Origin of the sequence: Xanthomonas sp. WHRI 10204 (genome assembly GCF_040202875.1) — a bacterium.
Taxonomy (GTDB): Bacteria; Pseudomonadota; Gammaproteobacteria; order Xanthomonadales; family Xanthomonadaceae; genus Xanthomonas.
Window position 1 is genome coordinate 1 of record NZ_JBEGDW010000002.1, and the last position, 23,968, is coordinate 23,968.

Consider the following 23,968-nt stretch of genomic DNA (forward strand, 5'->3'; position numbering starts at 1 on the left):
TGCGCCGCGACATTGCTTGCGGTCAGCGTGATGTCGCCCTGCGTGGTGGTCAGGCTGGCATTGCCGCCCACCGACAATTGCGTGCCGGTGATGGTGTCTGTCTGCCCGTTGCCGGTGCCTTGCTGGTTGTAGTTGCCGTACGGCAAGCCGGCGGCATTGTTGAAGCCCCAGCCCTTGCCGTTACTGGCGTTACCACTGGACTGGGTGTTGTGCGCGACATCGAACACGATGTCCTTGCTGGCGAGCAGCAGCGCATTGCCCTCCGCAGACATTTGCGTGCCCTGGCTGGTGATCGAGCCATCGCTGGCGAGCAGGGTCAGGTTGCCGCCGGCCGCCAACTGGCTGACGCGCGCGTCGCTGGTGCTCTCGTTTTGCGATGCATTGGAGCGGTGGCTGCTGGCCTGGATCACCACTGGGGTGATGGCGGCCATGGTGCCGGCCGCTGCGCCTTCGGCATCACGACTGATCTTGCTCATGGTCGAGCCGGTATCGACCATGTTCTTGGTGGTCGAATCGCGTGCGCTGCGGTACGAGGCACCCGGGTCGTAGGTCACGCCCACCGAGAATCCGCTGGATTTACTCGACTGGCTGGACTGCGACTCGACCGTGTCCTGGCGCGCCAGCAGGGCGATGTCCTTGGCTGCCAGCGTCAGATCCTTGCCGGCACCGATGTCCGAGGCGGCAATGGTCAGTTGGTTGCCCGCGCTGATGACGAGATTGCCATCGGTTGAGCCAACCGAAGATGCAACTTGAGTGACCGATTCAGATGAATTCTCGCTATTGCTGCGCGCTTTGCTGTAACCAATGCTGGCAACACCACCGCCAATGCTGCCGGTCAAGCCGGATCGCTTCTGGCTGAAGCTATGTGCTTCGCTGCTGATGTCCTGCGTCGACTCGATGGTGACATTGTTGCCTGCCGCCAGACGTACATCGCCATTGGCAAGCACGGTTGAGCCGACCACTGCCACATCGTTACCGGCAGAGATATTGACGGACTCGCCGCTCAGCGCCGTACCGATCGCAAACGTGTCCTGCCACTCATCATGCGTCGTCGTGGTCTTGCTGGAGAACGTGCCCTTCTTCTTCTTGGTCATGTCCTGCACGGCATCGTGCTGCTCGCTGGCGGCGAGCAGGTTGACGTCGTTGCCGGCAGCCAGAGTGATGCCACCTTCCTTGGCGGCCGCAGATGCGGCGGTCAGGGTGATGTCGTTACCGGCCTGCATGGCGAGATTGCCGCCGGCACTGAACTCGGTGCCGTAGACGGTTTCGTCGCTCGTCGCGGTGGTCTGCTTGAAGCGCTTGCGCGTTTCCAGGGTGTTGCTGGTGTCCACCGTCGTCAGCGTGCTGGCATTGATGTCGTTGCCGGCGCTGATGCCTAGGCCTTTGCCGGCGTCCAGCTTGGCCGCGACCAGATTGACGTCATTGCCGGCGCTGAGGATGAGGTTGCCGCCGGCCGTCAGTGCTTGCTGATCGATGGTTTGAGTCGTGGTTGTCGTGGTGACGCGGGTTTTGCCGTTGCGTGTCTTATAGCTGTTGGTTTCGCTGTCGTTGAGCACCGACTCGACGTTGAGATTGTTGCCTGCAGCCGCGATCAGATCGCCGCCGGCGCTGACGTTGGCCTGACGGATGGTCAGGTCGTTGCCTGCGGTGAGTTGCAGGCTGTCGCCGGTGCTGATGGTGGTACGCGTGGCAACCTTGCCGTCCAGACCGGTGGTCGGGGTCAGCGAGAGGTCGTTACCCGCCTGCAGCGCGGCGCTGCCGCCGGCCTTGATGGTGACGCCGTGCAGTTGCAGGTCGTTGCCTGCCGAGACGATCAGATCCTTGCCGGTGATGACCGACACGGCATCGCCGCCGCGCAGCAAGCCGTTATCGTCGCGCAACGCGCTTGGGGTAAGGCTGAGGTTGTTGCCTGCGATCAAGGCCGCACTGCCGTCGGCCTGCACGCGGGTACCGGTCAACGTCATGTCGTTGCCGGCAAACAGTTGCAGGGTGTTGCTGGCAGTAATGCCCGACAGGATGCCGACGCCGTTGATGGCCTTGGTTGCTTCGCTAATCAGATTGTTGCCAGCGACCAGCGCCACATCGCGGCCCTGGATCTGGCCCTGATTGAACAGGTCGTTACGTGCTTCCAGCGCCACGCTGCCGGTGCCGCTGATGCGGCCCTGGTTGAGCAGGTTGCCTGCGGTGATGCTGACGTCGGCACCGGCGATCACGCCCTGGTTGCTCATGGCATTGGTGGCGTTGAGCTCGACGTTGCCGCCAGCTATCAAGGCGCCATTACCGCGCAACTGCAGCGAGTTGGAGGCCAGATACACCACCGGTACCAGCACCTTCTGGCCCTGGTAGTCCTGCTCCACCATCCACACGATGTCTTGCGTCAACGCTGCCGCCTGGGCGGCGGTCAAGCCCACGCCCATGCTCAGCTGCAGCTGACCAGCGGCCGCGACACCCGACTCCAGCAAGGCGCGGTACTGCGCCACGCCATCGGCGTAGTTGCCCAGATAGCGGCGGCCGGTGAGCTGGGTGATCTGGTCCAGCACCAGGCGCTGCTCGTAGAAGCCATCGCCCAGACGGGTCTGGGTCCACTCCGGGTCCACGCCCAGCTTGTCCAGCAGGAAATCGCTGCTGATGAAGTTGTCGTAATTGACGAAGCGCGGGTCGGTCTCGATCAGGTAACGACGGCCCGGCCCATTGCTGCGCCAAGCGTTGATGCCGCTGAGGCCGACTGCCGCGCGCCCCATGGCAGTGCGATCGGTGGCGTTGCCATTGGACAAGCGATACAACCCGCCGATGGGCAGATCGATCTGCGTCAGCGAGGTCTGGCCGCCGCCAACGATGTTGGTAACCGGAATGGTGGCCGGATCGATGCGGGTGCGGCTTTCGCCAGCACCTGCAACGACGCCGGTACCGGTAGCGGTGGTCTGCACGTTGGCCTGATCAACGGTGCTGCGCACCAAGCCACTGTCATTGGACATGACCGGTGCGACTGACATGGCGACGATGCCGCCGGATGCCGCAAGCGACGCATCCTGCGTATTCGCACCAACCTGCGCACCCGCGTTGCCGGCGGTGTTGCTCACCACGCTGATGCTGGCTGCGCCGCCATTGGCCCGGCCGATGACGGCCTGACCACCGACATTTGCCGCGGTCTGCCGCGTGCGGCCGCTCAATCCACCTTGTGCGCTGACGCCGTTGAGCGAGGCACCGCTGATGTTACGGCCATCGCTGCCGACGGCGCCGTTGCTGATGTTGGCGCCATTGATGCTGACGCCTTGGCCGCCGGTCATGCTGGCGCCTAGGGCAATATAGCTACTGCTCGTGGTCGAGGAATTCAGCCTCTGGTCTTCTTCCTCGTAATAGCAGACGACCTTCTGCCCCACCGGCTGCATGCAGTCGTTGGTGATCGCAGTAACGATATGTTCGACATCACTCTGGCGAACCGTCTGGTTTAACGCGAGCGCCTGGTTGAACAATTGCTCGCTGCCGGCAATCATGTTGTCCGAGAGCCCACCAAGACCCCGTTGATTTGCTGCGAAAAGCCCAGCAGCGGCGATAGTGGATGCATTATTTGTGACGCTACCGGAGAGCAGGATGTTTCCGCCTGCAGCAATCTTTCCCTCAGCGCTTGCCGATGACAGCTGTTCCTGCTGGATTACTTGGTAGTTGCGATAAATACCCGGCGCGAGCCCCCTGTAAGGGTAAGGCGCACGCGCACCCTGCAGATTCCTGATTGCTTTGCCTTCGATGAGCTCGCCACCCGAATACACATCGTCGCCAGGATCGGTAGAAACGCTGGTCGTATTGATCACCCGCCGCCGATTATTCAGCTGACTAGCCGCAATCAAAATACTTCCATCGGCCTCAATGCTGCCCGACAGGTTATTCACCACACCGGTGCGCGAGACCAAGGTGCCACCACCATCCTGCGCACCACCAATGGCGATATTGCGCAGGCTGAAAATGCGGGCGTCGCGGTTGAGCAGTTGATCGCGCACGATCAGGTTCATGTTGCCGGTGGAACCCAGCAGGGCCGAACCATAGGCGGCGTTGTTGGTCACACCGCCAAAATCCGCGCCGTTGACCAACGTGCCGGTATTCACCGACACATTGCCGCCGACGATGCTGCCGGTGTTGTAGACACTGTTTGCCACCAGCGAGAGCGCGGCGTTGCCGGAAATACTGCCGGCGTTGTCGATGACATTGCCGCCGTTGAGGCGGGTATCGTTGGACAGGATGTTGGCGCCGGCACGGTTGGCGATACTGCTGGCGGTGATGTCCAGGCGGCGCGCTGCCTTGAGCGTGGCCTCGTTGACCAGGTTGCCGCCCACACGCAGGTTGAAATCGCCATTACTGGTGAGATCTGCGCCGGCGCGATGCGTGTAGTCGCTGCGCAAGGTCAGATCCAGCAGGTTCTGCGCCAGAATGCTGCCACCACCGTCGAACCCGACGGTATCGATCACCACATCGCCAGCGCCGCCGGTGATGCTGCCCGCGCCGATCTGGCCACCGGCATTGCTCAGGCTCTGCAGGTTCAGACGAACTGCCTGCTCGGCTTTGATCCTGCCGTTCTGATTGTTCAGCGTGGCGCCTGCGCGCTGCAGCAGGAAGCTTGCGCCGGCATAGATGTTGCCGCCCTGATTGTTCAAGGTGTTGGTATTGGCGATCAGGTCGCCGCCTGCCACAAGCTGCCCGCTGTTATTGGCAATACTGGCGGCATCGATCACCACGCTGCCGCGGCCACCGAGATTCCCACTGGTATTGGTCAGCGCACCGCCGGTGCTGATACGCGTCAGACCGCTGCCATTGTTGACGATGCTGCCCTGCGTATTGTCGATCCGTCCGCCCGATACGGTGAGCGTGTTACCGGCGTCGAGCTGGCCACCGCTGTTGAGCAGCGCGCCTGTCACCGCAACATTGAGATCGCGGCCCGCACTGAGTTTGCCGCTCTGGTGATTGTCCAGCTGGCCGCGTGCGGTGACGCTGAGGTCGCGCCCGGCTTGCAGGCTGCCACCGGAGCTTGCGATGTTTTCCGCAGTGATCACTGCATCGGTACTGGCACCGATGATGCCGGTGCCATTATCCAACCCACGAGTGAGCTCGACGCGCAGACTGCCGCCCGTACCACCGCTGCTCACCGCCTGCAGCGTGCCACCGCTATTGCTGAGGCTATCGGCACGCAACGTCATCGCGCCACCGCTGGCCTGCAATAGGCCGCTACGGTTGTCGACAGCACCACCGCTTTGCACCGTCAAACCGCGTGCAGCGACCGAACCACCAACATTATTGAGGCTGGCCGCAGCAAGCGTTGCATCACCAGCGGCAGCCACCGTGCCACCCTGATTGTTCATGCCGCTGCTGGCGCCGATGTTCAGCGTCCCCTGCGAGACGATGCGACCGTTGGCATTGCCCAATGCGCCACGGCTGGTGACCGACGCAGTGCCGGTACCGGCGTGCTCGATCCGTCCCTGCGCATTCTCAAGGCTTGCGGCAGTGATGGTCAGATCCTGCCCATTGCTGGCCAAGGTTCCCAACGTGTTGTCGATTGCGCCACCAATGCTGACGCGCGTCGCGCCTGCACCACTTTGAACGAGACGGCCGCCGGCATTGTTCAAACTGCCGCCATCGATGCTGAGCTGACTGGCCTGGAGTTGGCCGCCAGTCGTCGTGAGACGGCCGTTATCGATGGTGCCGCCTGCCTGCACAGTCAGCGTGCCGCCGGCGAGCAGATCACCGCCACGATGGTCGAGGCTACCGCCGGTGGTCAGCGCGACATTGCCGGTGGCGCGCGTGCTGGCGCCAGCCAGCTGCAGCTGGGCCCCCTGCGCGAGCAGATTGCCGCCCGCCAACAACTTGCCCGAGGCACTCAACTGGCGATCGGCGACCAGACTCAACGTACTGCCAGTTCCCAGGTTGCCATCGCCGGCAATGCCTGCACCAACCGTACCGGCGATGCTGATTTCGCCCGCACGCAGGCTCAGATTTCCGGCGGCGGTGGTCTGCCCGGCGTTTTCGATACGCGCGCCTTGCAGTCCCACCGTCTCACCACTGGCGACGCCCTGCTGACGCACCACGGCGTCGCTGGCCAGCGTGATCTGCTGGCCGCGCAGCTGACCTGCAACGGTCAGATCGCTTTTCGAGCGCAGGTCGAGCGTGCTGCCTGCACTCAGGGTGCCGCTTTGCGCCAACGCGCCGTCGGCTTGCGCAGAGAACGCGCCCGCCGCCGCCAGGCTGCCGTCGAGCTGCAGGTTGCCACGGCTGATCAAGGCGACATCGCCGCGCTCGCTACCGAGCTGACCAGTGCTGGCGAGCTGCGCGGCCTCCACACGCAGGCCGTTGCCGCCAATCAAATCGCCGCGATTGTCCACCGCACCTGCGGCGGTCAGACCCAAGCGCTGCAAGCCGTACGCCTGACCGGTCTGACGCAGCGAACCGACACCAAGCGTCAATTGATTGCCTGCGCGCATCGCGCCGGCATTGTCGAGCAAGCCGGCGATAGACAGCGTGGTATCGCCTTGCGCCAGCAGCACGCCCGTGGCGGTGTTGCTTGCACTGGCTGCGGTGACGGACAGATTCTGGCCGGCGACAACCTGCGCCGCGTTGGTCAATGCGCCGGCCGCGCTCAGCACGACTGCGCGATCAGCCTGTGCCACTCCGGCCACTGCCAGGTTGCCCGTGCTGCGCAGGCTCAAATCAGTGCCCGCATCCAACGCGCCGCGGCTGTCGATCGCCGCGCCATCAAGACTGATCGCACCGCCGCCTTGCAGGACAGCAGTTTGTCCGGTGGTGACCGTCGCGCCGCGCAGGGTTGCGTTGCCGCCAGTGGCGGCCTGCCCGTTCAACGCCAGCGTGCGCTGCGCCTGCAGGTCGAGGGAGGAAGCCGACTGCAACGTGCCTGCTGCAACCAGATCGCGCCCTGCGTGCAATGCGACCGACTGCGCCTTGAGCGATCCACCTTGCTGCAGGTCACCAGCAGCGGTTGCCTGCAACGTGGTTGCGGCAGCCACAACACCTTGCAACGCGATGTCGCCGCGGCTGACCAGCGTGACGTTGGCTGTTTCACTGCCAAGCTGCCCGCTGCTGCGCAGGGTGCCTGCGTCCACGCTCAACGCGTCCTTGGCGATCAGGTTGCCGCGGTTATCGACCAGCCCGGTCGCCGTGACAGTCAACGCCTTGCCAGCAATCGCGGCACCGCTCTGGTCGATGCTGGTGACGGTCATGCGTAAATCGCCACCGCTTTGCACGCTGCCTGCGTTCTGCAATGTGCCAGTGGTGAGTGTGACGCCACCCTGTGCAGCCAGCGTGCCCGTGGCAGCATTGCTGATAGTGCCTGCCTGCACCGATAGGTCACGGCCTGCGATGACCTGACTGGCGTTGCTCAACGCGCCGTCGGCACTGACTACGACGTCGCGGTTGGCTTGCGCCACGCCTGCCAATGCCAGTGCGCCGGTACTGCGCAGACGCAAGTCGCTGCCGGCGTCGAGCGTGCCGCGGCTGTCGATGGCCGCGCCCTCCAGGGTGATCGAACCAGCGCTTTTCAGCACAGCAGCAGTGCCGGTGGCGATGCTGTTGCCACGCAACGCGGCATCGCTGCCTGCCTGTGCCTGACCATTCAAAACCAGCGCACGCTGCGCCTGCAAGTCCAGTGTGGAAGCTGACTGCAGCGTACCGCCGGCAGTGAGATCGCGCCCCGCTTGCAGGCCAACTGTCTGCGCGGTGAGCGAACCAGATTGCACCAGGTCACCCACTGCAGTGGCCTGCAGCGTGGTGGCGGCAGAGACGAGGCCTTGCAGATCGATCGCATTCTGGCTGATCAGCGTCAGCGCGCCATTCACCGAGCCAAGCTGGCCGGTGCTGGTAATGCTGCCGGCGGCGATGCTCAGATCCTTGCCGGAAACCAGCTGACCACGATTGTCGAATGCGCCAGTCGATGCGATCGAGATCGCATCTCCGCTATAGAGTCGGCCGCGCTGCAACAGCGATCCTGTCGACAGCGCCAGCCCACGCTCGCCGTGCAAGGTACCGCTGTTGTCCAATGCGCCAGCGACCTCGACACGCAGATCGCGCATCGCACCCAGCGTCGCATTCGTCAGGTTTTCGGCGCTGGCCGCCTGCACACTGAGGTCGCGTGCGGCGACAACCTGCGCGCCATTACGCAATGCATTAGTAGCAGTCAGCGCGACGTCGCGTCCGGCCTGGGCGACACCGCCCAATATCAGATCGCCTGCGCTACGCACGCTCAGATCGGTTGCTGCATCGAGCGAGCCACGGCTATCGATCGCCGCGCCATCCAAGGTGATGGTGGCACCGCTCTGCAGGACAGCCGTGCTGCCAGTGGCGATGGTTGCGCCCTTGAGGACGGCGCTGCCCGTGCTAGCTGCCTGACCATTCAAGGCCAGCGTGCGCTGGGCCTGCAGATCCAGGGTGGATGCAGAATTCAGGGTGCCGCCGAGAGTGAGATCGCGGCCAGCCTGCAGTGCAATGGACTGCCCGTTGAGCGCGCCGGCTTGCTCAAGATCACTGCCGGCGATAGCGCGCAGCGCGGTTGCCGCGGCGACCACGCCACCCAGCTGCATGACGTCCTGGCTCGCCAACGTCACATCCGCACGTTCGCTGCCCAACTGCCCGGTGCTGCGCAGCGTGCCTGCATCGATCTGCATCGCATCCTTGGCAACCAGCGTGCCGCGATTGTCCAGCGTGCCCGCTACCGCAACCGTCATTGCCTTGCCTGCAGACACGCTGCCACGCTGGTCCAGCGCTGCCGCGGTGAGCTGCATATCGCCACCGGCCTGCACGCGGCCGGCGGTGTTGAGCTGCGCCGTGGTCGTCAGGGACACATTGCCCTCGCCTGCCAATACGCCAGCGGCGGTGTTGTCCAGTCGTTGCGCCTGCACTGTCAGATTGCGGCCTGCGACGACCTGCGCGGCATTGCTGACGGCGTTGGCCGCGCTCAGACGCACATCACGTCCGCTCTGTGCAATGCCAGCCAGGGACAGATCGCCATCGCTGCGCATTTGCAGATCGCTGCCTGCGTCGAGTGTGCCGCGGCTATCGATTGCGGCGCCGTCCAACGCGATCGCACCGCCAGCCTGCAACACCGCACCCTGGCTGTTAATCACGGTGGCTGCACGCAATGCAGCAGCGCCACCCACCTGGCCTTGTGCGGCAAACGTCAGCGTGCGCTGCGCCTGCACATCCAGCGCGGATGCAGCACGCAAAGTGCCGGCCGCAGTGAGATCGCGTCCGGCAGCGAGGACCATGGTTTGCGCGGTCGCGGAACCTGCTTGTTGCAGATCGCCACCGGCCGTGGCCTGCAGCGACGTCCCCGCAGCGACCATACCCTGCAATGCGATGTCGCCATCGGTGGTCAGGCGCACCTCTGCCGCTTCGCTGCCGAGTTGACCGGTGCTGCGCAAGCTACCTGCCTCGATCTGCAAGGCGTTCTTGGCCACGATGTTGCCGGTGTTGTCGAGCGCACCTGCTACCGACGCCGACAGCGTATTGCCCGAACCGACCCGGCCACTCTGGGTCAGCGTGTCAGCGGCGAGCTGGAGTGCATTGCCGGCATAGAGGCTGCCGGCGTTATCGAACGCACCGGTGGTGCGCAAGCGCATATCGGCATCGGACGAAAACGCAGCGCCCTGCGCATTACGCAGCGACGCCGCATCCACCTGCAGTGCACCTGCTGCAACCACGTTAGCGCGATTGTCCAGCAGCCCATCTGCCTGCAAGGTAGCAGCGCCTGCACTCTGCACTGTGCCGCTCAGAGCCAGATCGTTAGTGCTTGCAATCCGCAGATCGCCGCCTGCATCGATCACGCCATCATGATCGACCGTGGAGCCGCGCAATTGCAGCGCGCCGCCACTGCGCAGCTGCCCACGTTGACGCAATGCACCGTTCGCCTGCAGGTCGAGCACACCAGCCGACTGCACGATGGCATCACTGCTCAGCGCGCCGCCGGTGGCGATGTTCAGTGCACCACGCGTGCTCTGCAACGTGCCGGACACCGCCGCATCGCCGCCGCTGCGAAGGTTCACGCTGGCGGCATTCACCGCACCGGCAATCCGTGCATCCGTGCCGGCATCCAGTGCCAGCGTGCCGCCTGCCACCGTGTTCCCGCTCAAGCTCAAGCCAGCGCGGCTGCGCAGTGTGGCGTCGCCGCGTTGGCTACCGATGTCGCCGCGGCTTTCCAGCTGTGCGGCGTCCACGGTCAATGCATTGCCGGCGACGACGGTCCCGGCGTTGACCAGCCCGCCAACCACGGTTGCCTGCACGTCACGCGCGGCAGACACGCTGCCGGTGGTGGTCAGATTATTGGCTTGGACACGCAAGTCGCGCCCTGCATAGCCGCTGCCGGCATTGCTCAACGCGCCGGCACTGCGCAGATCCAGATCCGTGCCAGCCGAGACGGCGCCGCGTTGCGCAATATCGATCGCAGCGGCGTTGAGCACGAGCGTATCGGCAGCGATCACCCGACCCTGCACATCCAGGCGGCCACCGGCCTGTATCTCTGCAGCCTGCCCGGCCTGGGCCAACCCGCCCATGCGCACATCACCGCTGCCGACCACACGCAGTGCGGACGCTGCATCCAGCGTCCCCAGCGCATCGATGCTGGTTGCGTTCAATGCAATGGTGCTACCGCTCTGCAAGGTGCCGGTCAATGCAACGCGATTCGCGCGCAGCGTTGCACCCGTGCCGCCATAGGCCACACCGCCGCTGCGCAACACGCCGTCAGCGCCAAGCTCCAGCGCACCGGTGGTATGCAGACTGCCATCGGCCGTCAATTCGGAGCCGAACAGACGGATCGCCCCCGCGCTGCTACGCCCGGTATGGCTCAAAGTACCGTCGGCCTGCGCAGTCAACGCGCCAGCGGCCACCAGGTCGCCGGCAAGACGCATGCCTGCGCCGCGTAAGCTGACATCGCCCTGCTGCGAGCCAAGCACGCCACGTTGGTCAAGATCACCGCTTGCCCGCACGTTCAAGCCATCGCGTGCCACGGCGGTGCCGCTCAGACTCACCTGCCCAGCGCTGTCGATCTGCAGATCACCGCTCTGCGCGGCCAGGGTGCCGCGGCTGACCACGCCCACGCCGGCTTCGGTAGCGATCAGACGGATGCGGTCGGCATACATGCCGCCCAGTTGCGCGACATCGATGCCGATCGACGGCGCAGCACCATCGGTACCAGGCAGCACGTCGAGCAACATGCCGTCGTAGTTGACGCGCCCTGCGCCTGCGCTCGCGACCAATTCCTTGGTCCAGATCGACCCATTGACGCTGAGCTGACGCGACAGCAGATCCAGACGATCCACATTGAAGGCGTCAAGACCATTGCTGCCGATGCTGAGCGCACCGCCGGTGATGGTGAAACCAGTCAATGCGCCATCGCCGCCCAGGTTGGGCGTGCCGGTGGTCAGCGTGACGCGCGAGGTATTGAGAAATCCGCAGCCATCGCAGGAAATGCCATTGGGATTGGCAATGACCAATTGCGCCTTGGCGCCGGCGATTTCGGTGTAGCCCTGCAGGCGGCTGCTGGCAGAGGTGACCTCGTTGAGGATCAACGATGCAGCACCACTGCGCTGCAGATTATTGTTGCCGGCCACATAGCCGCCCAGCTCGGTCTTGGAGATCTGCGCGCTGTTGTTGAGGATCAGCCCGTTCGGGCCGACGTTGAAATTGCTGTAGCGATTGTGCGAAATGCCGCGCGCATTGGGGGCGACGATATCCACCACAGGCACACCGTTGGCTGCTACCTGTTGGCGGGGTGTCTGACCACCGGGGTTCGCCGTCGGCGCAACCTGCGCCCACGCCGGAAACGATGTCCAGGTCACGGTGAAGCACAGCAGCAGCGCCAACGCGCGCTTGCTTTGTTCGGCTACGTAACCACGCACGCTCATCGCTTCGGTGTCCATCGTTTCTCTCTCGCCGCCCGCAGGCGTCATCAATCAACAAGCGCGCCGCCGGCTGGCAGCGCGATCCATGTCAAAACTGGTAGATCACACGCGCGCCGTAGGCCGGCTGCGCACTTCCAAATCCATCGGGCCGGTGGATCGCCCAACCGGCAAATGCATCGATGCTGGCGCCGAACCAGCCGCCGCGCAGCCCCACCGCGCCACCGACCAGACTGCGACTGCGCAGCCCGCTGGCGCTGGTGCCATCGATGCGTCCCGCGTCCAAACCCAGGTAAGGCGTGAGCCCGATCTGCTGCACCGGAAAACTCAAGGTATTGCGCCAATACGCGCCTTTTTCGGCACCCAGGGTCGCTTCGCCATCGAAGCCGCGCACGCTGTATCGGCCGCCAATCGTGAAGAATTCCGAGCCAAGCAACAGCTCGCCTGCGGTCTGCGCGCGCAGGCTGCTTTCCCAGGCCATGGGCACCGACCCCAGTTTGAACGGCAGCGCAGTGCTCACATCCAGCGTGGTCACGCCATATCGAAAGCTGGGGAAACCGATCTGCGGGTCATAGCCGGTCCACTGGCTGTTGAACCACGGAGTGCCGCGTCGGTGTGCGATGCGCACGTCCAGCTGCATCGCGCCCAGGTAACGCCGATGCGTGAAATAGAACTCGGCACTACTGGTATCGCGCCGCTGGATACCGATCTCCACGCCGTCCAGATAGCTGCGCGCACGCCGCCGCCCCACTGTTACACCTGCAGAAGTCTTGCTGGTGCCATCGCGATGCAAGACGCGCTGGATGTCCAGCTGGGCATTGCTGGATTCGCCGCTGGACTGGAAGGTCTGCAAGAACCCGTCCACGCGCTGGTGATAGCGGTACGACGACGCCGAGAGCGCAACCGTCCACCAGCCCCACGGCAGGCTGTAGCTCAGACTGTTGCCACGGGTGCCGCGCTCTTCATCGCGTGTCGCCAGATCGTGGCTGTAGCCGACACTTAGCAGGTCGTTGAGCCCCAACGGATTGTCTAGCGACACATCCAGCCCGCCCTGCACGCGGCCGGTGGCTTCCACGCCCGAATCCTCGGCGTTGACCACACCGCGCCAACGCCGCCCATGCTGCAAGGTGATGACCAGATCCGATTCGCCCGGCGCTTCGCCCGGTGCGATATCGATCTTGGCGTCCTGCGATGGCAGGCGCTTGAACTGCTCCACGGCTTGTTCGATCGCGCGCAGATCCAGCAGATCGCCAGTGCGCAATGGCAAGGCGGTCTTCCAGTGCGCACCGTCGGTATCAGACACCACGCGTACCGCACGCAAACGGCCCGGCATCAGTTCGAAGCGCAACTCTCCGCGCGATAAATCCTGCTCGGGCACGCCGATGCGTGTTGTGACAAAACCGCGCGCGACCAGCCGATCCAGTGCGCGACGGCGAATGACATCAATGCCGATGCGGCCGATGCAGCGCCCCTCGTAACGGCGCAGCGATTTCCACAGCCAAGCGAACCGCGCAGCATCCTGGCCCGCGCCCGACAGGCGCACACGCGTGATCGAAAAACACAGCGCTTCTTCGGGAAGCACAGTGCTGCGTACGTCCACGCGCTCGGCATCCTCGCGCGGGCCGGCGAAAGGCGCCTGGCGCTCCTGCTCCTGCCGACGCTGAATCTCTTCGGCCTGGCGCAGTTGCTCCTGCCGGTCCAGGCTGGTCGGTGCCGATTGTTGTGCAGCCGCCAGCCCGGCGACCGCCCATAGGCAAGCCGCCAGCGCCAACGGCGCCGATCGCATCCACATCTGTCATGCCCCCTGTGCACCGGTCAGACCTGGGCCTGCCGTTGCTCACATCGCCGCACCTGGCTGCCAAAACGGCAGCACAACCCTTGGGCACGGCGAATGCGGCGCCACTGTGCTGCAGCGTTAAGAGCAGGTCAACGCAGCGTGTAGGGGTCACCCTGTAAGAAAATGCCGACAAATGCATTTATGTGACAGAAATCACTTAAATACCGGACGCCACCGTAAGACGACCGGCACGCCATCGTGCAGTCAATGCCGCCCAGGGGCGACAAGTTCCGCCAACGCGCATCTATTTATGCAATTACAGGGATGCCTTGATATGCATATGAATGCGCGGTTGGCAGTTTGCTGGGCTCCGGGCTTGCCAGCCCGCTTGCTCCAACGCGGCAATTGCGTCGGACTCAGCGTGAGGCTCCATCTTGCGCTTTAACCATGCGCTCAGCGCCGGATGTACTTTCAACAGGCGAATCTGAGCATTGCGTCGGCTCCGTGCTGCACGCGTGCACCCGCAACCTCCGTTTGTGCCGAACTGCGCATTTATGCCAACCGATCTCAAGTAATCAACATCTCATCAACATAGTGATGACATTAGCTTTACACGGGCATACGCAGTATCGCCGCACTTCATAGCTGGATCGCTTGTGAACTTCTCTTCCCCCCTGTTTGCACATGCACGTGCAGCGCGGTCGTCCTGACCGTACAGGCGCACTCACTCCCCTGATCAGCCTTGCCTTGTTTGCCGCATGTGTGCCCTTGGCGCACAGCGGCGAAGTGCGGTCGACAGATGTGACTGGCGCCTCCATCGCCCTTACGCCCATGCAGCAAGCCGAGCAATTGCGCGGCCAGCAGCGCTATGCGGAAGCGCTCGCCATCTACGAACGCGTGTTGCGTGCAGACCCGCGCGACAAAGGCGCGTACACGCTGCGTGCGCTCACGCTCAGCGATCTGGGCGGCGCGCAGCTTGCCGCAGAAGCGATGTGGCGCCATCCGGACTGGTTTTCGCAGCAGGAGCGCGAGCGCATCGACAACGATCGCGTCGCGCGCATGATCGGCTGGGCCAGCGCCGAGCCGGTCGATGCCGCGCACCGCTATGCCGAGACCGATCAGGCGTTGGTCAATGTGGCGCGCATCGAGCGCGACGCGCCACCACAGGTGGCCTGGGAAGCGACGCGGTTGCGCATCGACAGCCTGGTTGCCCTCAATCAGCGTCAGCGCCATCGCGACGTGGTTGCCAACTATCAAGCATTGCGTGCGCAAGGCATTGAGGTGCCCAGCTACGTGCTGCCGACCGTTGGCGATTCGCTGATGGGGCTGCGTCGCCCTGCCGAAGCCGAAACCGTGCTGCGGCAAGCGCTGCAACACAGCCCGGACGACTTCAACACACAACTACTGCTCGGCTACGCGTTGCTGGAGCAAGAACGCTTCGATCAGGCGATGCCGTTGTTCGAACAACTTGCGGCCACGCAAGCGCCTTGGCCACGTCGCGCCGGCGCAACCAGCGGCTACGAAAACTGGGACCGCTTCAGCGCCGATGTCGCACTGGCGACTGCGCGCTCTGCAGCCAACGACAACCGCGGTGCGGACCAGGTATTGCGCGAGCGCATCGCGATTGGGCCCGATAATGCCGAGCTGCAAGCGGCACTGGCATCGATCGAATCGCGCCGCGGACACACCACGCAAGCCCTGCAACGCAATCAGATCGCGCTGACGCTGGACCCGCATCAAAAACAGGCACGCAGCGGCGTGGTCGAAAACCAGCGCGATCTCGATCGCCTTGATCTGGCCGATGCGCAGTTCAAGACCTTGCGCACCGAGTACCCCGATGATGTCGGCCTGCAACGGCTGGGTGCGTCGCTGGAGCGCCAACGCGGCTGGCAGGTGCATCTGAGCCATGCCTGGGGACGCAGCGACAACGACAACAGCGCCAACGCAACCTCGCCGCTCGGCAATCATTTCGGCAGCTCGCTGCTGGAAGCCGAATCGCCGCTGCTGGGCGAGCGCTGGCGCGTGGGCTTGCGCGCGCGCGACGACTGGGCCGATTTTCAGGACACCCGCGTGCGCTATCGCAGCTTCTGGCTGGGCACGCACTACCGCTACGACCGGCTGGATTTGAGCGCCTACGGTGGCCGCGCACTCGATGATTTCGATCGCGATGGCGCCGCCTGGGCACTGGATGCGGGCTGGCGATTCTCCGATGCGTGGTACGGCAGCGTTGCCTGGCGCACACGCGACCCGGAGGCATCGTTGCAAGCGCGTCGGTTGGGCATCACCGGCGACAGCATCGGCGCAACGCTGCGCTGGACACCCAGCGATGAAACGCGCTGGGACCTGCAGGCACGCCAGCTGCGTTACAGCGATGGCAATCGGCGCAACCAGCTCGATCTATCGGGCAGCCAACGCCTGTGGGCACGCCCGCATGTGCTGATCGATGGGCTGGTGTCTGCATCCGCCGGGCGTGCAGAAGACGATCGCGTGGTCGATTACTTCAACCCACGCCGCAGCGCAGGCGTGGCTGCGGGTGTGCGGATCGAACAGATCGGCTGGCGGCGTTACGACTACGCCTTTCGGCAGCGTCTGGAAGTCACCGCCGGCCCGACCTACCAATCCGGCTTTGGCAGCCAATGGGTGCCTGCGCTTGCGTATCGGCATCTGTGGTCGCTGGGCGATGGCAGCGCGTTGACGTATGGCGTGAGCTGGTCGCGCCCGGTCTACGACGGCCGGCGCGAACAACAACTTGGATTGGACCTGGATTTCCGATGGGGAGGTACGCCTTGATCCGCCTGCCGCTGTTGCTGCTCGCACTGCTGCTGATGACCTTCGCGTCGTCGGCGCATGCGGGTCTGCTGGTGCTCAGCTACCACGATATTCGCGACGACGTCGCCGCAAAAGGCGACCCGGATCGCTATGCGGTGTCCACCAGCAACTTCGCCGCGCATCTGGATTGGCTGCGCTCGCACGCGTATCACCCGGTGAGCGTGCAGCAGGTGCTGGATGCACGCGCCGGCCGGCGTGCCCTGCCCTCGCGGCCGGTGTTGCTCACCTTCGATGACGGCTTGCGCAGCGTCTATACGCGGGTATTTCCGCTGTTGCAGGCCTACGGCTACCCCGCCCTGGTCGCGCCGGTAACCAGCTGGGTCGAACTGCCTGCGGGCAAGGTGGTGCCGTACGGCCCACGCGATTTCACCCGCGACGACTTCGTCACCTGGGCGCAACTGCGCGAGATGCAGGACAGCGGCCTGGTCGAGATCGGCTCGCATAGCGACGACCTGCATAAGGGCATTGCCGGCAATCCGTTCGGTAATCAGACCCCTGCGGCAGTCACCCGGCTGTGGGATGCGAGCAGCGGCTACGAAAACGAAGCCGACTATCGCCAGCGCATCGAAACCGATCTGCGGCATAGCCGCGATGCCATCGTGGCGCATCTGGGCAAGCCGCCGCGCACGATGGTGTGGCCGTATGCCGCCTACAACCGCGCCAGCAACGCCATTGCCGCGCAACTGGGCATGACGCTCAGTTTCGATCTGGAAGGCCGCTCGCACGAAGCCGATATCGGCCAGCAAGGCCGCGACCGCGTGGATGGGCAATCGCTGGCCAGCCTCGGCCGCTTGTTGTTGTTCAACAACCCCGACGTGCGCGATCTGGCCGGCGAACTGCGCCGCGATCTGTCGCGCGATGGGCTGCGCGCCATCCAGATCGACCTGGATTACGTCTACGACCCAGACCCGGCACAGCTGGCGCGCAATCTCGACATCCTGGTTCAGCGCGTCAAGGACATCGGCCCCAGCCACGTCTTCCTGCAGGCCTTTGCCGACCCGGATGGCGATGGCGCGGCCGATGCGCTGTATTTCCCCAACCGCCATCTGCCGATGCGCGCCGACCTGTTCGGACGCGTGGCATGGCAGTTGCGTACCCGCGCCGGTGTGCGCGTATTCGCCTGGTTGCCGGTGCTCGGCTTCCATCTGCCCGACGCGCAGCAACAGGCCGCATTGCAGATCCGTGCAAACGACCCGAAGGATGTGCCGCGTCTGGACCCGGGCAACCCGCGTACCCGCCAATTGGTCGCCGACGTCTACGAAGACCTCGCTGCGAATGCCTACTTCGAAGGCCTGCTGTTCCATGACGATGCCTACCTGCGCGACGACGAAGTGCCGGCGTACGGCGGCGGCGATCCGGCCAGGCGCACGCAGGCGCTGATCGGCTTCACCCAGCAGCTCAAGGTCGCCGCAGAGCGCTGGCGTCCCAAGCTGGTCACGGTGCGCAATTTGTTCGCGCAGCCGGTGCTGGAGCCGCACAGCGAAGCGTGGTTTGCGCAGCGCCTGGACGCTTTTTCTGCCGCCTACGACTACACCGCGCTGATGGCGATGCCATACATGGAAAAGGCCGACGACCCGCAGCAGTGGCTCACGCAACTGGCCACGCGCGTCGGTCAGCAGCCACATGGTTTCGACAAGACCATCTTCGAACTGCAGACCGTGGATTGGCGCACCGGCAAGCCGCTACCTGAGGGCGTGCTACTGGCACATTCCAAGTTGCTGCTGGCGGCCGGCGTGCGTCATCTGGCGTATTACCCCGACGATTTCATTGGCGGCCATCCGTCCCTGCCCGAAGCGCGCGAAGCCATCTCGGCCCGCCAATTCCCCTATATCGAGCGATGACCGATGACGACCAGCCTCTTACTGGCCGCCCTGTTCAACTTCGCGTTTTACTACCCGATCATCATGGCGTTTTTCTGGATGATCGGCGGCATCTACTACTACCTGCGGCGCGAACGCGGCACGCCAGGGCCGTCCAAGCCGCCGCCGATGGCCAGCGAGCCGTTCGTGTCGTTGCTGATGCCTTGCTACAACGAGGCCAAGCATGTCGCCGAAACCATCGCAGCGATGAGTGCGCAGCACTACGCGGACTTCGAGATCATTGCCATCAACGACGGCAGTACCGACCGCACCGCCGAAGTCCTCGACGACCTCACGCATCACCATCCGCGCTTGCGCGTGGTGCATCTTGAGCAGAACCACGGCAAGGCCAACGCCTTGCGCGTAGGCACGCTTGCGGCGCGGTCCGATTATCTTGTGTGCGTGGATGCCGACGCGATTCTCGATCCGCATGCAACGCGCTGGATGGTGGGTCACCTGATTTCCGGCCCGCGCGTCGGCGGCGTTACCGGCAACCCGCGCGTGCGCAATCGCACCACGCTGATGGGCCGCATGCAGGTCGGCGAGTTCTCCGCGATCGTGGGCCTGATCAAGCGCGCCCAACGCGTGTACGGCCGCCTGTTCACCGTGTCCGGTGTGATCTGCGCGTTTCGTCGCTCGGCCCTGCACCACGTCGGCTTTTGGTCCGACAACATGGTCACTGAAGACATCGACATCTCCTGGCGCCTGCAGCTCGACGGCTGGGATATCCGTTACGAGCCCAACGCGCTGTGCTGGATCCTGATGCCCGAAACCTTTGGCGGCCTGTGGATGCAGCGCCTGCGCTGGGCGCGCGGTGGCGTCGAGGTCTTACTGAGCCATGGCCGCCGCGCACTGGCCTGGCGCAGCCGACGCATGTGGGCAGTGCTGCTGGAATACACGCTGAGCCTGATCTGGGCCTACGTGATGTTGTTCATCATCGTGCTGTGGGTGCTCGGCAAGTTCATCGCGATGCCGCCTGCGTTGTATATCGACACCATCCTGCCGCGTTGGCATGGCCTGGTGCTGGCAGTGGTCTGCCTGCTGCAGTTCGGCACCAGCCTGATCATCGAACGTCGCTACGAAAAAGGCCTGGCACGCCAGTTTTTCTGGGTGATCTGGTACCCCGCTGCCTTCTGGATGATCGGCATGCTCACTGCCGTCATCGCCTTCCCCCGCGCCCTCATCGCACGCCGCAACAAACGCGCGCGATGGAAAAGCCCCGACCGAGGAATTCAATGACCCCGCCCATCATCAACCTACCGCAACGCCTCGGCCGCTCGCGCCGTCTCGCCTACGGCGCCGCCACCGCCGGCGCCTGGATGGTCTATTTCTATCTCTGGGCACCGCTGGCCACGCTGATTGCCTGGTTCTTCGGCCTGCGCAGCGCGTACACCGAGCTCTATCTACAGCACAACGCCATCGACCCGTTCGCCCTCGGCGCACTGCCGGTTATCGCCCTGATGGCCGCCATCACCACGGTCGGCTGGGCCGAATACAACCGCCTACGCTTCGCCAATGCCGACAAGCGCAAGCGCCCCCGCACCGTGGCCGAACTCGAAGTCGACCAACGCCTGGGCGCCACCGAACAACTCGGCACCTTGCTCCGCCACACCCGCATTTCATCGGTGTCGATGGACAAGTCCGCTCGGCCGGTGGGGGTGCGGGTGGTGCGGCATCGGTGAGTGATGCTGCTTGAGTACAAATAGATCACTGTCGGCTTTGGCCAACATTGAAACGCAAAACGTATCGCCGCTCGCCATAGACGAAATCAGCAAGCGCCTGCAATCCATAAGATCGGGCGCCGCCTCGGCATCACTCTCGGCCGAGTCCTCAGCCCAGCGCTCCCAGCTGGCGCGCAGGCGCGTACTGATCAGCTCCGCCTCGTCGCTATTGATGCCCAGCGCTTCATGGTCCACGGCCGGGCGGCACACCAAGCCTGTCCCGACGATACTGGTACGGCAACGCATCAACGCGCTTCGCGCGATCGGCGCGTTGCGCATCGCGTCACGGCTGCGCGCACGCAGCGTGGTCAGCTCGTAGCGTTCCAGGTCTGCAGTGGCGCTGCCCACCGGCGCCAGCCAGTTCTGCAGGCTCCGTAACGTGCGCGAGGCCCCACGCCAGCGCGTTCCCTGGATGTCGTCGGCGCTGGCTAACGGGGCTTGCGGGACTGCGGCCAACGCGGCACGCACAGCGCGGTCCTGGGCGACAGCGTCCTTGAGGCGATCAGCAGCAAGTACTGCGGTACTCGTCAACGCGGCACCACGTAACTGATCCGCGCACGGCGCGCCGCCCTGCCAGCAATCGTACGGCGTAGCTCGGCGATGTAGGCATCCAACGCAGGCAGCTCTGCCTTGGTGTAGCTAACCGAACGCGAGCGACACCGTCGCCTTCCCCAGCAACAGCTGGTGGCGAACGGCGAGCGCTTCATCGAGGTTTTGTTGCGGTGTGTGCATGGGCATCCATCGGCAAGTACCGGGGCCCAAAACGACGAAGCCCCGCACGATGGCGGGGCTTGCTGATCGCGGCACCTCGCCGCTAACCAATTGTTGTCATGAAATGTCTAGACACAACACCTCAATATTTCGTTTCCTCAGAAATAACGCTCATTAATGAAAAAACGTCGCTATAGGAACGATACAGAAAATTTTGCCATTTATCTGGAGCACTTCCGAGGCGGCGAAGAAGATATCTATTGGTATCGCGGCGATCGGAAGTCAGATGTCTCTCCACGCTACGCCCCTCAACACTTAAGGCATTTAGATAAACCTCAAGATACTCCCCGACATCGTGATCGACAGCCTGCACCCCGGAATAATATTTTGTATTAACGGGAAGCCCACCATATTTTAAAGACTTCCTCCACTTCTCATACGCTTCGTAATCATAGTACCGAAGACATACAATAAACGCAGCCGCGATGGGCAAAAAACCGACACGCCCTCCCTGAGCCGAAACGCAATAATTTAGTCTTGCGAAAGCCTGTGCCTGATCGCGCAACTTCAGCCCATAGGCCTGCGCTATCACTTCGAAATCACGACTGGCCTCTAAAAATGCACCCCGGCGTCGAGATGCATCGTCTGCGCCGAAATTTGTGTACGCCTCAGCCCACGTTTGGGACCATTCTTCATCACTTAAATTAGCCTCATCGACAATGCCAAAATCTCTTCTCAACAGCTTATTAAACTGTTTTGTGCTAGGAGAAGGCAGATACATTTCCAGATCAAAGAACCTTCGCAGATATTCCTCGCCATCCACGGAGGCACCGTAAAGCGACTTTACGGCATCATGCAAATTCCTGTCATCCGTCGCGATAACAAAAACGTACCCTCTGATATCAAAGAAATGTTTAACTCGCTCTAGTAGCTTGACGGCATAGCTTGGCCGACATCGATCAAGCTCATCTATAAGAACTACGACCTTTCTTCCTTTGAGATTACCTGTCGAATCTTGCCCCAACAGCAAGTCTCTTGCCTCCTCAAGCTTTTTCAATAGCTCGGTATAAGCATTTTTCTTTTCTTTATTCGCAGCTAGAAGGGCACCGCCCAACTCACCCATACCTTCGTACACAGTGGAGGCGCCACCTGCTGTCACCGTCTCTGCAAGTCCGCCCGCGATCTTACCAAGAGGAGCCAGCATCTTAGATGCGTTTTCAAACATAGAGGCCGACAAAGATTTATTTGCATTCTCCTTCGACAGTCGATCGTCGATAGCAGACACAAGCGCAAATATTGGATCCTCGTAGTAATCGTATTTCCAAGCATCAATACTAATAACAGGAATACGTGGCGCCCGGCTTTCAAAATGAGCTTCAAGACGGCGAAGAAACACGCTTTTACCGCTTCCCCACCCGCCTTTAAGCGATATCACGAAAGGCTCCACTATCCCATCAATAAGCTGGGCCACCATCTCGCCGAACGGCCGCCGCTCCAAGATGTCATCATCCCAAGGAGCATGACTATCAATTGCTGGGGACCTGAATTTTCTAGCCATTATCAACCCTTCTCTTCAGTCACTGTCTCCACGATAAAATCATTTTATTTTCATGGAATACATATTAGCTGCTGCAATTCCAGCAGACTTATCCAGGTAGATAATGGTGAATGGCACAGGGTCGCCAGGCAGGCAGGTTCCCGGTGAACTGGGAATGCTGGGCAGGGTGGCCATACCACTCGCCGTCACGTTCAAACAAGCCTTCGGCCGATAAAGCAATTTCGACGAGCCAGTCACGTCCGTCTCAACACCGGCAGGATTGACTATTTTTACTTCGAGTTGAAATGAACTGCCGCGATTAACTTCCACTTGCGCTGAGGTTGCTGCTTGAAGTAATTCGTCTTGCGATTTTATCTTCGACAGTTCCCACTCGCCAACCAGTTGTTTGCCAGGAATTGATGCGCGGATAGTCCAGGTAGGTGGGGCGTCGTTTTGTGCGCTCACACCAACTGGAATCGCACCAAAAAGCAAAAAAATTAAGGTCCGACTTGGCATACTTTTCCTCCGAATCCAGAGTTGATATCAATTGGTAGGCCGCGTGCGTTTCGATTACTAAGGCACTGCGACCGTACTCTTTCACGAGCCAAACGGACGAATACACCTCCGAACTCATAGTACTGGTTGGGGTATCCGGGATCAGTGGTTAGGAGGCACGGGGCGATTTGCTCCCCTACCAAATCCCAATCCTGCTGGGTTCCACATCCATGTACCTCAAGCGCGTTTTTTAGATCCACTTGAACGTGATACCAGCCCATGCTGGAGAAGCATTCTCTGTCCGCGATCCACTCACCTCCCGGCACTGCAATCAGCAAACCCTGCATTGCACCGCAGTTCGCCTCGACTATAGGCCAGCTACCATCACCATCTAGATAGGGCTTTGCGAACGCTGGGATTACCAAGTCCATCCATTGGCAATTATCCATCTGACAACGCAATTCACAGGATTTTTTCGCGAGACATGTCTGTTGCGCATGGAAAAGGCGACGAGGATCAACTAGATTTTTTTGAGTTGCCTGAAGTTCCGCCACACTCTCGCCACAACCGAAGGTACTATTTTCTGGATAGCCAGGGCAGGCATTTGGGACACGCCCGCACTCGCCTGTCTCGTAATCTTTTACAACAAATCCGGGCCTACAAACTGCCCGAATCATGATACTCCGAACGTAAGGCAGAGGCTCAGATGGAGGCGACAAGCCATCAGGCCTATATGTATAGCACTGATGTGTGAAGTCTACGCGCCCCCACCACTGCTGCGGGAAAGGGTAATAAATCACGGGAAACGTTTCTACTTCAGCTCTCTCACACCGCCTTCGCCAAAAATCTGATTCCGGTACGTCCCAACCATCTATTTCCAGATAATCGGCAATAGCTTTTGTTTTCGCCTCACTCTCAGCACCAAACATCTCGCTACGATATCCATAGGGATCACGCTCGCCGCCTTTGTAGATATCGCACGGCCCGGTTTGGCACTGCGCGAAATATTGGAGGTTCTGCCTTGGATTTTGCGCTTGGGCTCTATCTGTAATTACTAAAGCCATGAAGAAGCAAATCGCAAGAAAAAAATTCCACACTGGCTTTTCGGGAACAGTCCGTTGCATGCCTCGTCAATCCTCTCGTTAGGTCGGCCA

General features: G+C 62.4%; 10 protein-coding genes. 4 read left to right on the forward strand and 6 right to left on the reverse strand.

What is annotated here, in order from left to right; all coding sequences use genetic code 11:
* The coding region (locus tag ABQZ00_RS10780; protein WP_323538339.1) for a two-partner secretion domain-containing protein at positions 1 to 11,906 on the reverse strand (11,906 nt) is incomplete at its 3' end.
* Between the two features lie 70 nt (positions 11,907 to 11,976).
* Positions 11,977 to 13,677, reverse strand: a complete 1,701-nt coding sequence (locus ABQZ00_RS10785; protein ID WP_323538338.1) for a ShlB/FhaC/HecB family hemolysin secretion/activation protein — start codon at positions 13,675 to 13,677, stop codon at positions 11,977 to 11,979.
* A gap of 816 nt (positions 13,678 to 14,493) precedes the next feature.
* Here ABQZ00_RS10785 and pgaA point away from each other — a divergent pair.
* Genes pgaA through pgaD form a run of 4 tightly spaced genes read left to right on the forward strand, consistent with a single transcriptional unit; the run spans position 14,494 to position 20,032 of the window.
* On the forward strand, positions 14,494 to 16,452 hold the full coding sequence (pgaA, locus tag ABQZ00_RS10790) for a poly-beta-1,6 N-acetyl-D-glucosamine export porin PgaA (RefSeq protein WP_323538370.1): 1,959 nt from the start codon (positions 14,494 to 14,496) through the stop codon (positions 16,450 to 16,452).
* Positions 16,434 to 18,332, forward strand: a complete 1,899-nt coding sequence (gene pgaB / locus ABQZ00_RS10795) for a poly-beta-1,6-N-acetyl-D-glucosamine N-deacetylase PgaB (protein ID WP_323538337.1) — start codon at positions 16,434 to 16,436, stop codon at positions 18,330 to 18,332. Before pgaA ends, pgaB begins: the two co-directional genes overlap by 19 nt.
* Positions 18,333 to 18,335: 3 nt before the next feature.
* Positions 18,336 to 19,589: a poly-beta-1,6-N-acetyl-D-glucosamine synthase gene (gene pgaC / locus ABQZ00_RS10800; RefSeq protein WP_228325365.1), complete on the forward strand. Its 1,254-nt coding sequence runs from the start codon at positions 18,336 to 18,338 to the stop codon at positions 19,587 to 19,589.
* A complete protein-coding gene (gene pgaD / locus ABQZ00_RS10805) occupies positions 19,586 to 20,032 on the forward strand; it encodes a poly-beta-1,6-N-acetyl-D-glucosamine biosynthesis protein PgaD (RefSeq protein WP_115561893.1) in 447 nt (148 codons plus the stop codon). Before pgaC ends, pgaD begins: the two co-directional genes overlap by 4 nt.
* Here pgaD and ABQZ00_RS10810 read toward each other — a convergent pair.
* The 4 genes from ABQZ00_RS10810 to ABQZ00_RS10825 all read right to left on the reverse strand — a co-directional run bounded on the left by ABQZ00_RS10810 (position 19,970) and on the right by ABQZ00_RS10825 (position 23,938).
* Positions 19,970 to 20,602: a phage portal protein gene (locus ABQZ00_RS10810; protein WP_323538336.1), complete on the reverse strand. Its 633-nt coding sequence runs from the start codon at positions 20,600 to 20,602 to the stop codon at positions 19,970 to 19,972. The two genes, pgaD and ABQZ00_RS10810, sit on opposite strands and share 63 nt — an antisense overlap.
* A 322-nt stretch (positions 20,603 to 20,924) precedes the next feature.
* Positions 20,925 to 22,340, reverse strand: coding sequence for a KAP family P-loop NTPase fold protein (locus ABQZ00_RS10815; RefSeq protein WP_323538335.1), 1,416 nt, complete (start codon positions 22,338 to 22,340; stop codon positions 20,925 to 20,927).
* 39 nt (positions 22,341 to 22,379) lie between these two features.
* The gene (locus ABQZ00_RS10820) at positions 22,380 to 22,835 is read right to left on the reverse strand and encodes a hypothetical protein (RefSeq protein WP_323538334.1); all 456 of its coding nucleotides are present in this window, start codon (positions 22,833 to 22,835) and stop codon (positions 22,380 to 22,382) included.
* The gene (locus ABQZ00_RS10825) at positions 22,817 to 23,938 is read right to left on the reverse strand and encodes a hypothetical protein (RefSeq protein WP_323538333.1); all 1,122 of its coding nucleotides are present in this window, start codon (positions 23,936 to 23,938) and stop codon (positions 22,817 to 22,819) included. Before ABQZ00_RS10825 ends, ABQZ00_RS10820 begins: the two co-directional genes overlap by 19 nt.
* Between the last annotated feature and the right edge of the window lie 30 nt (positions 23,939 to 23,968).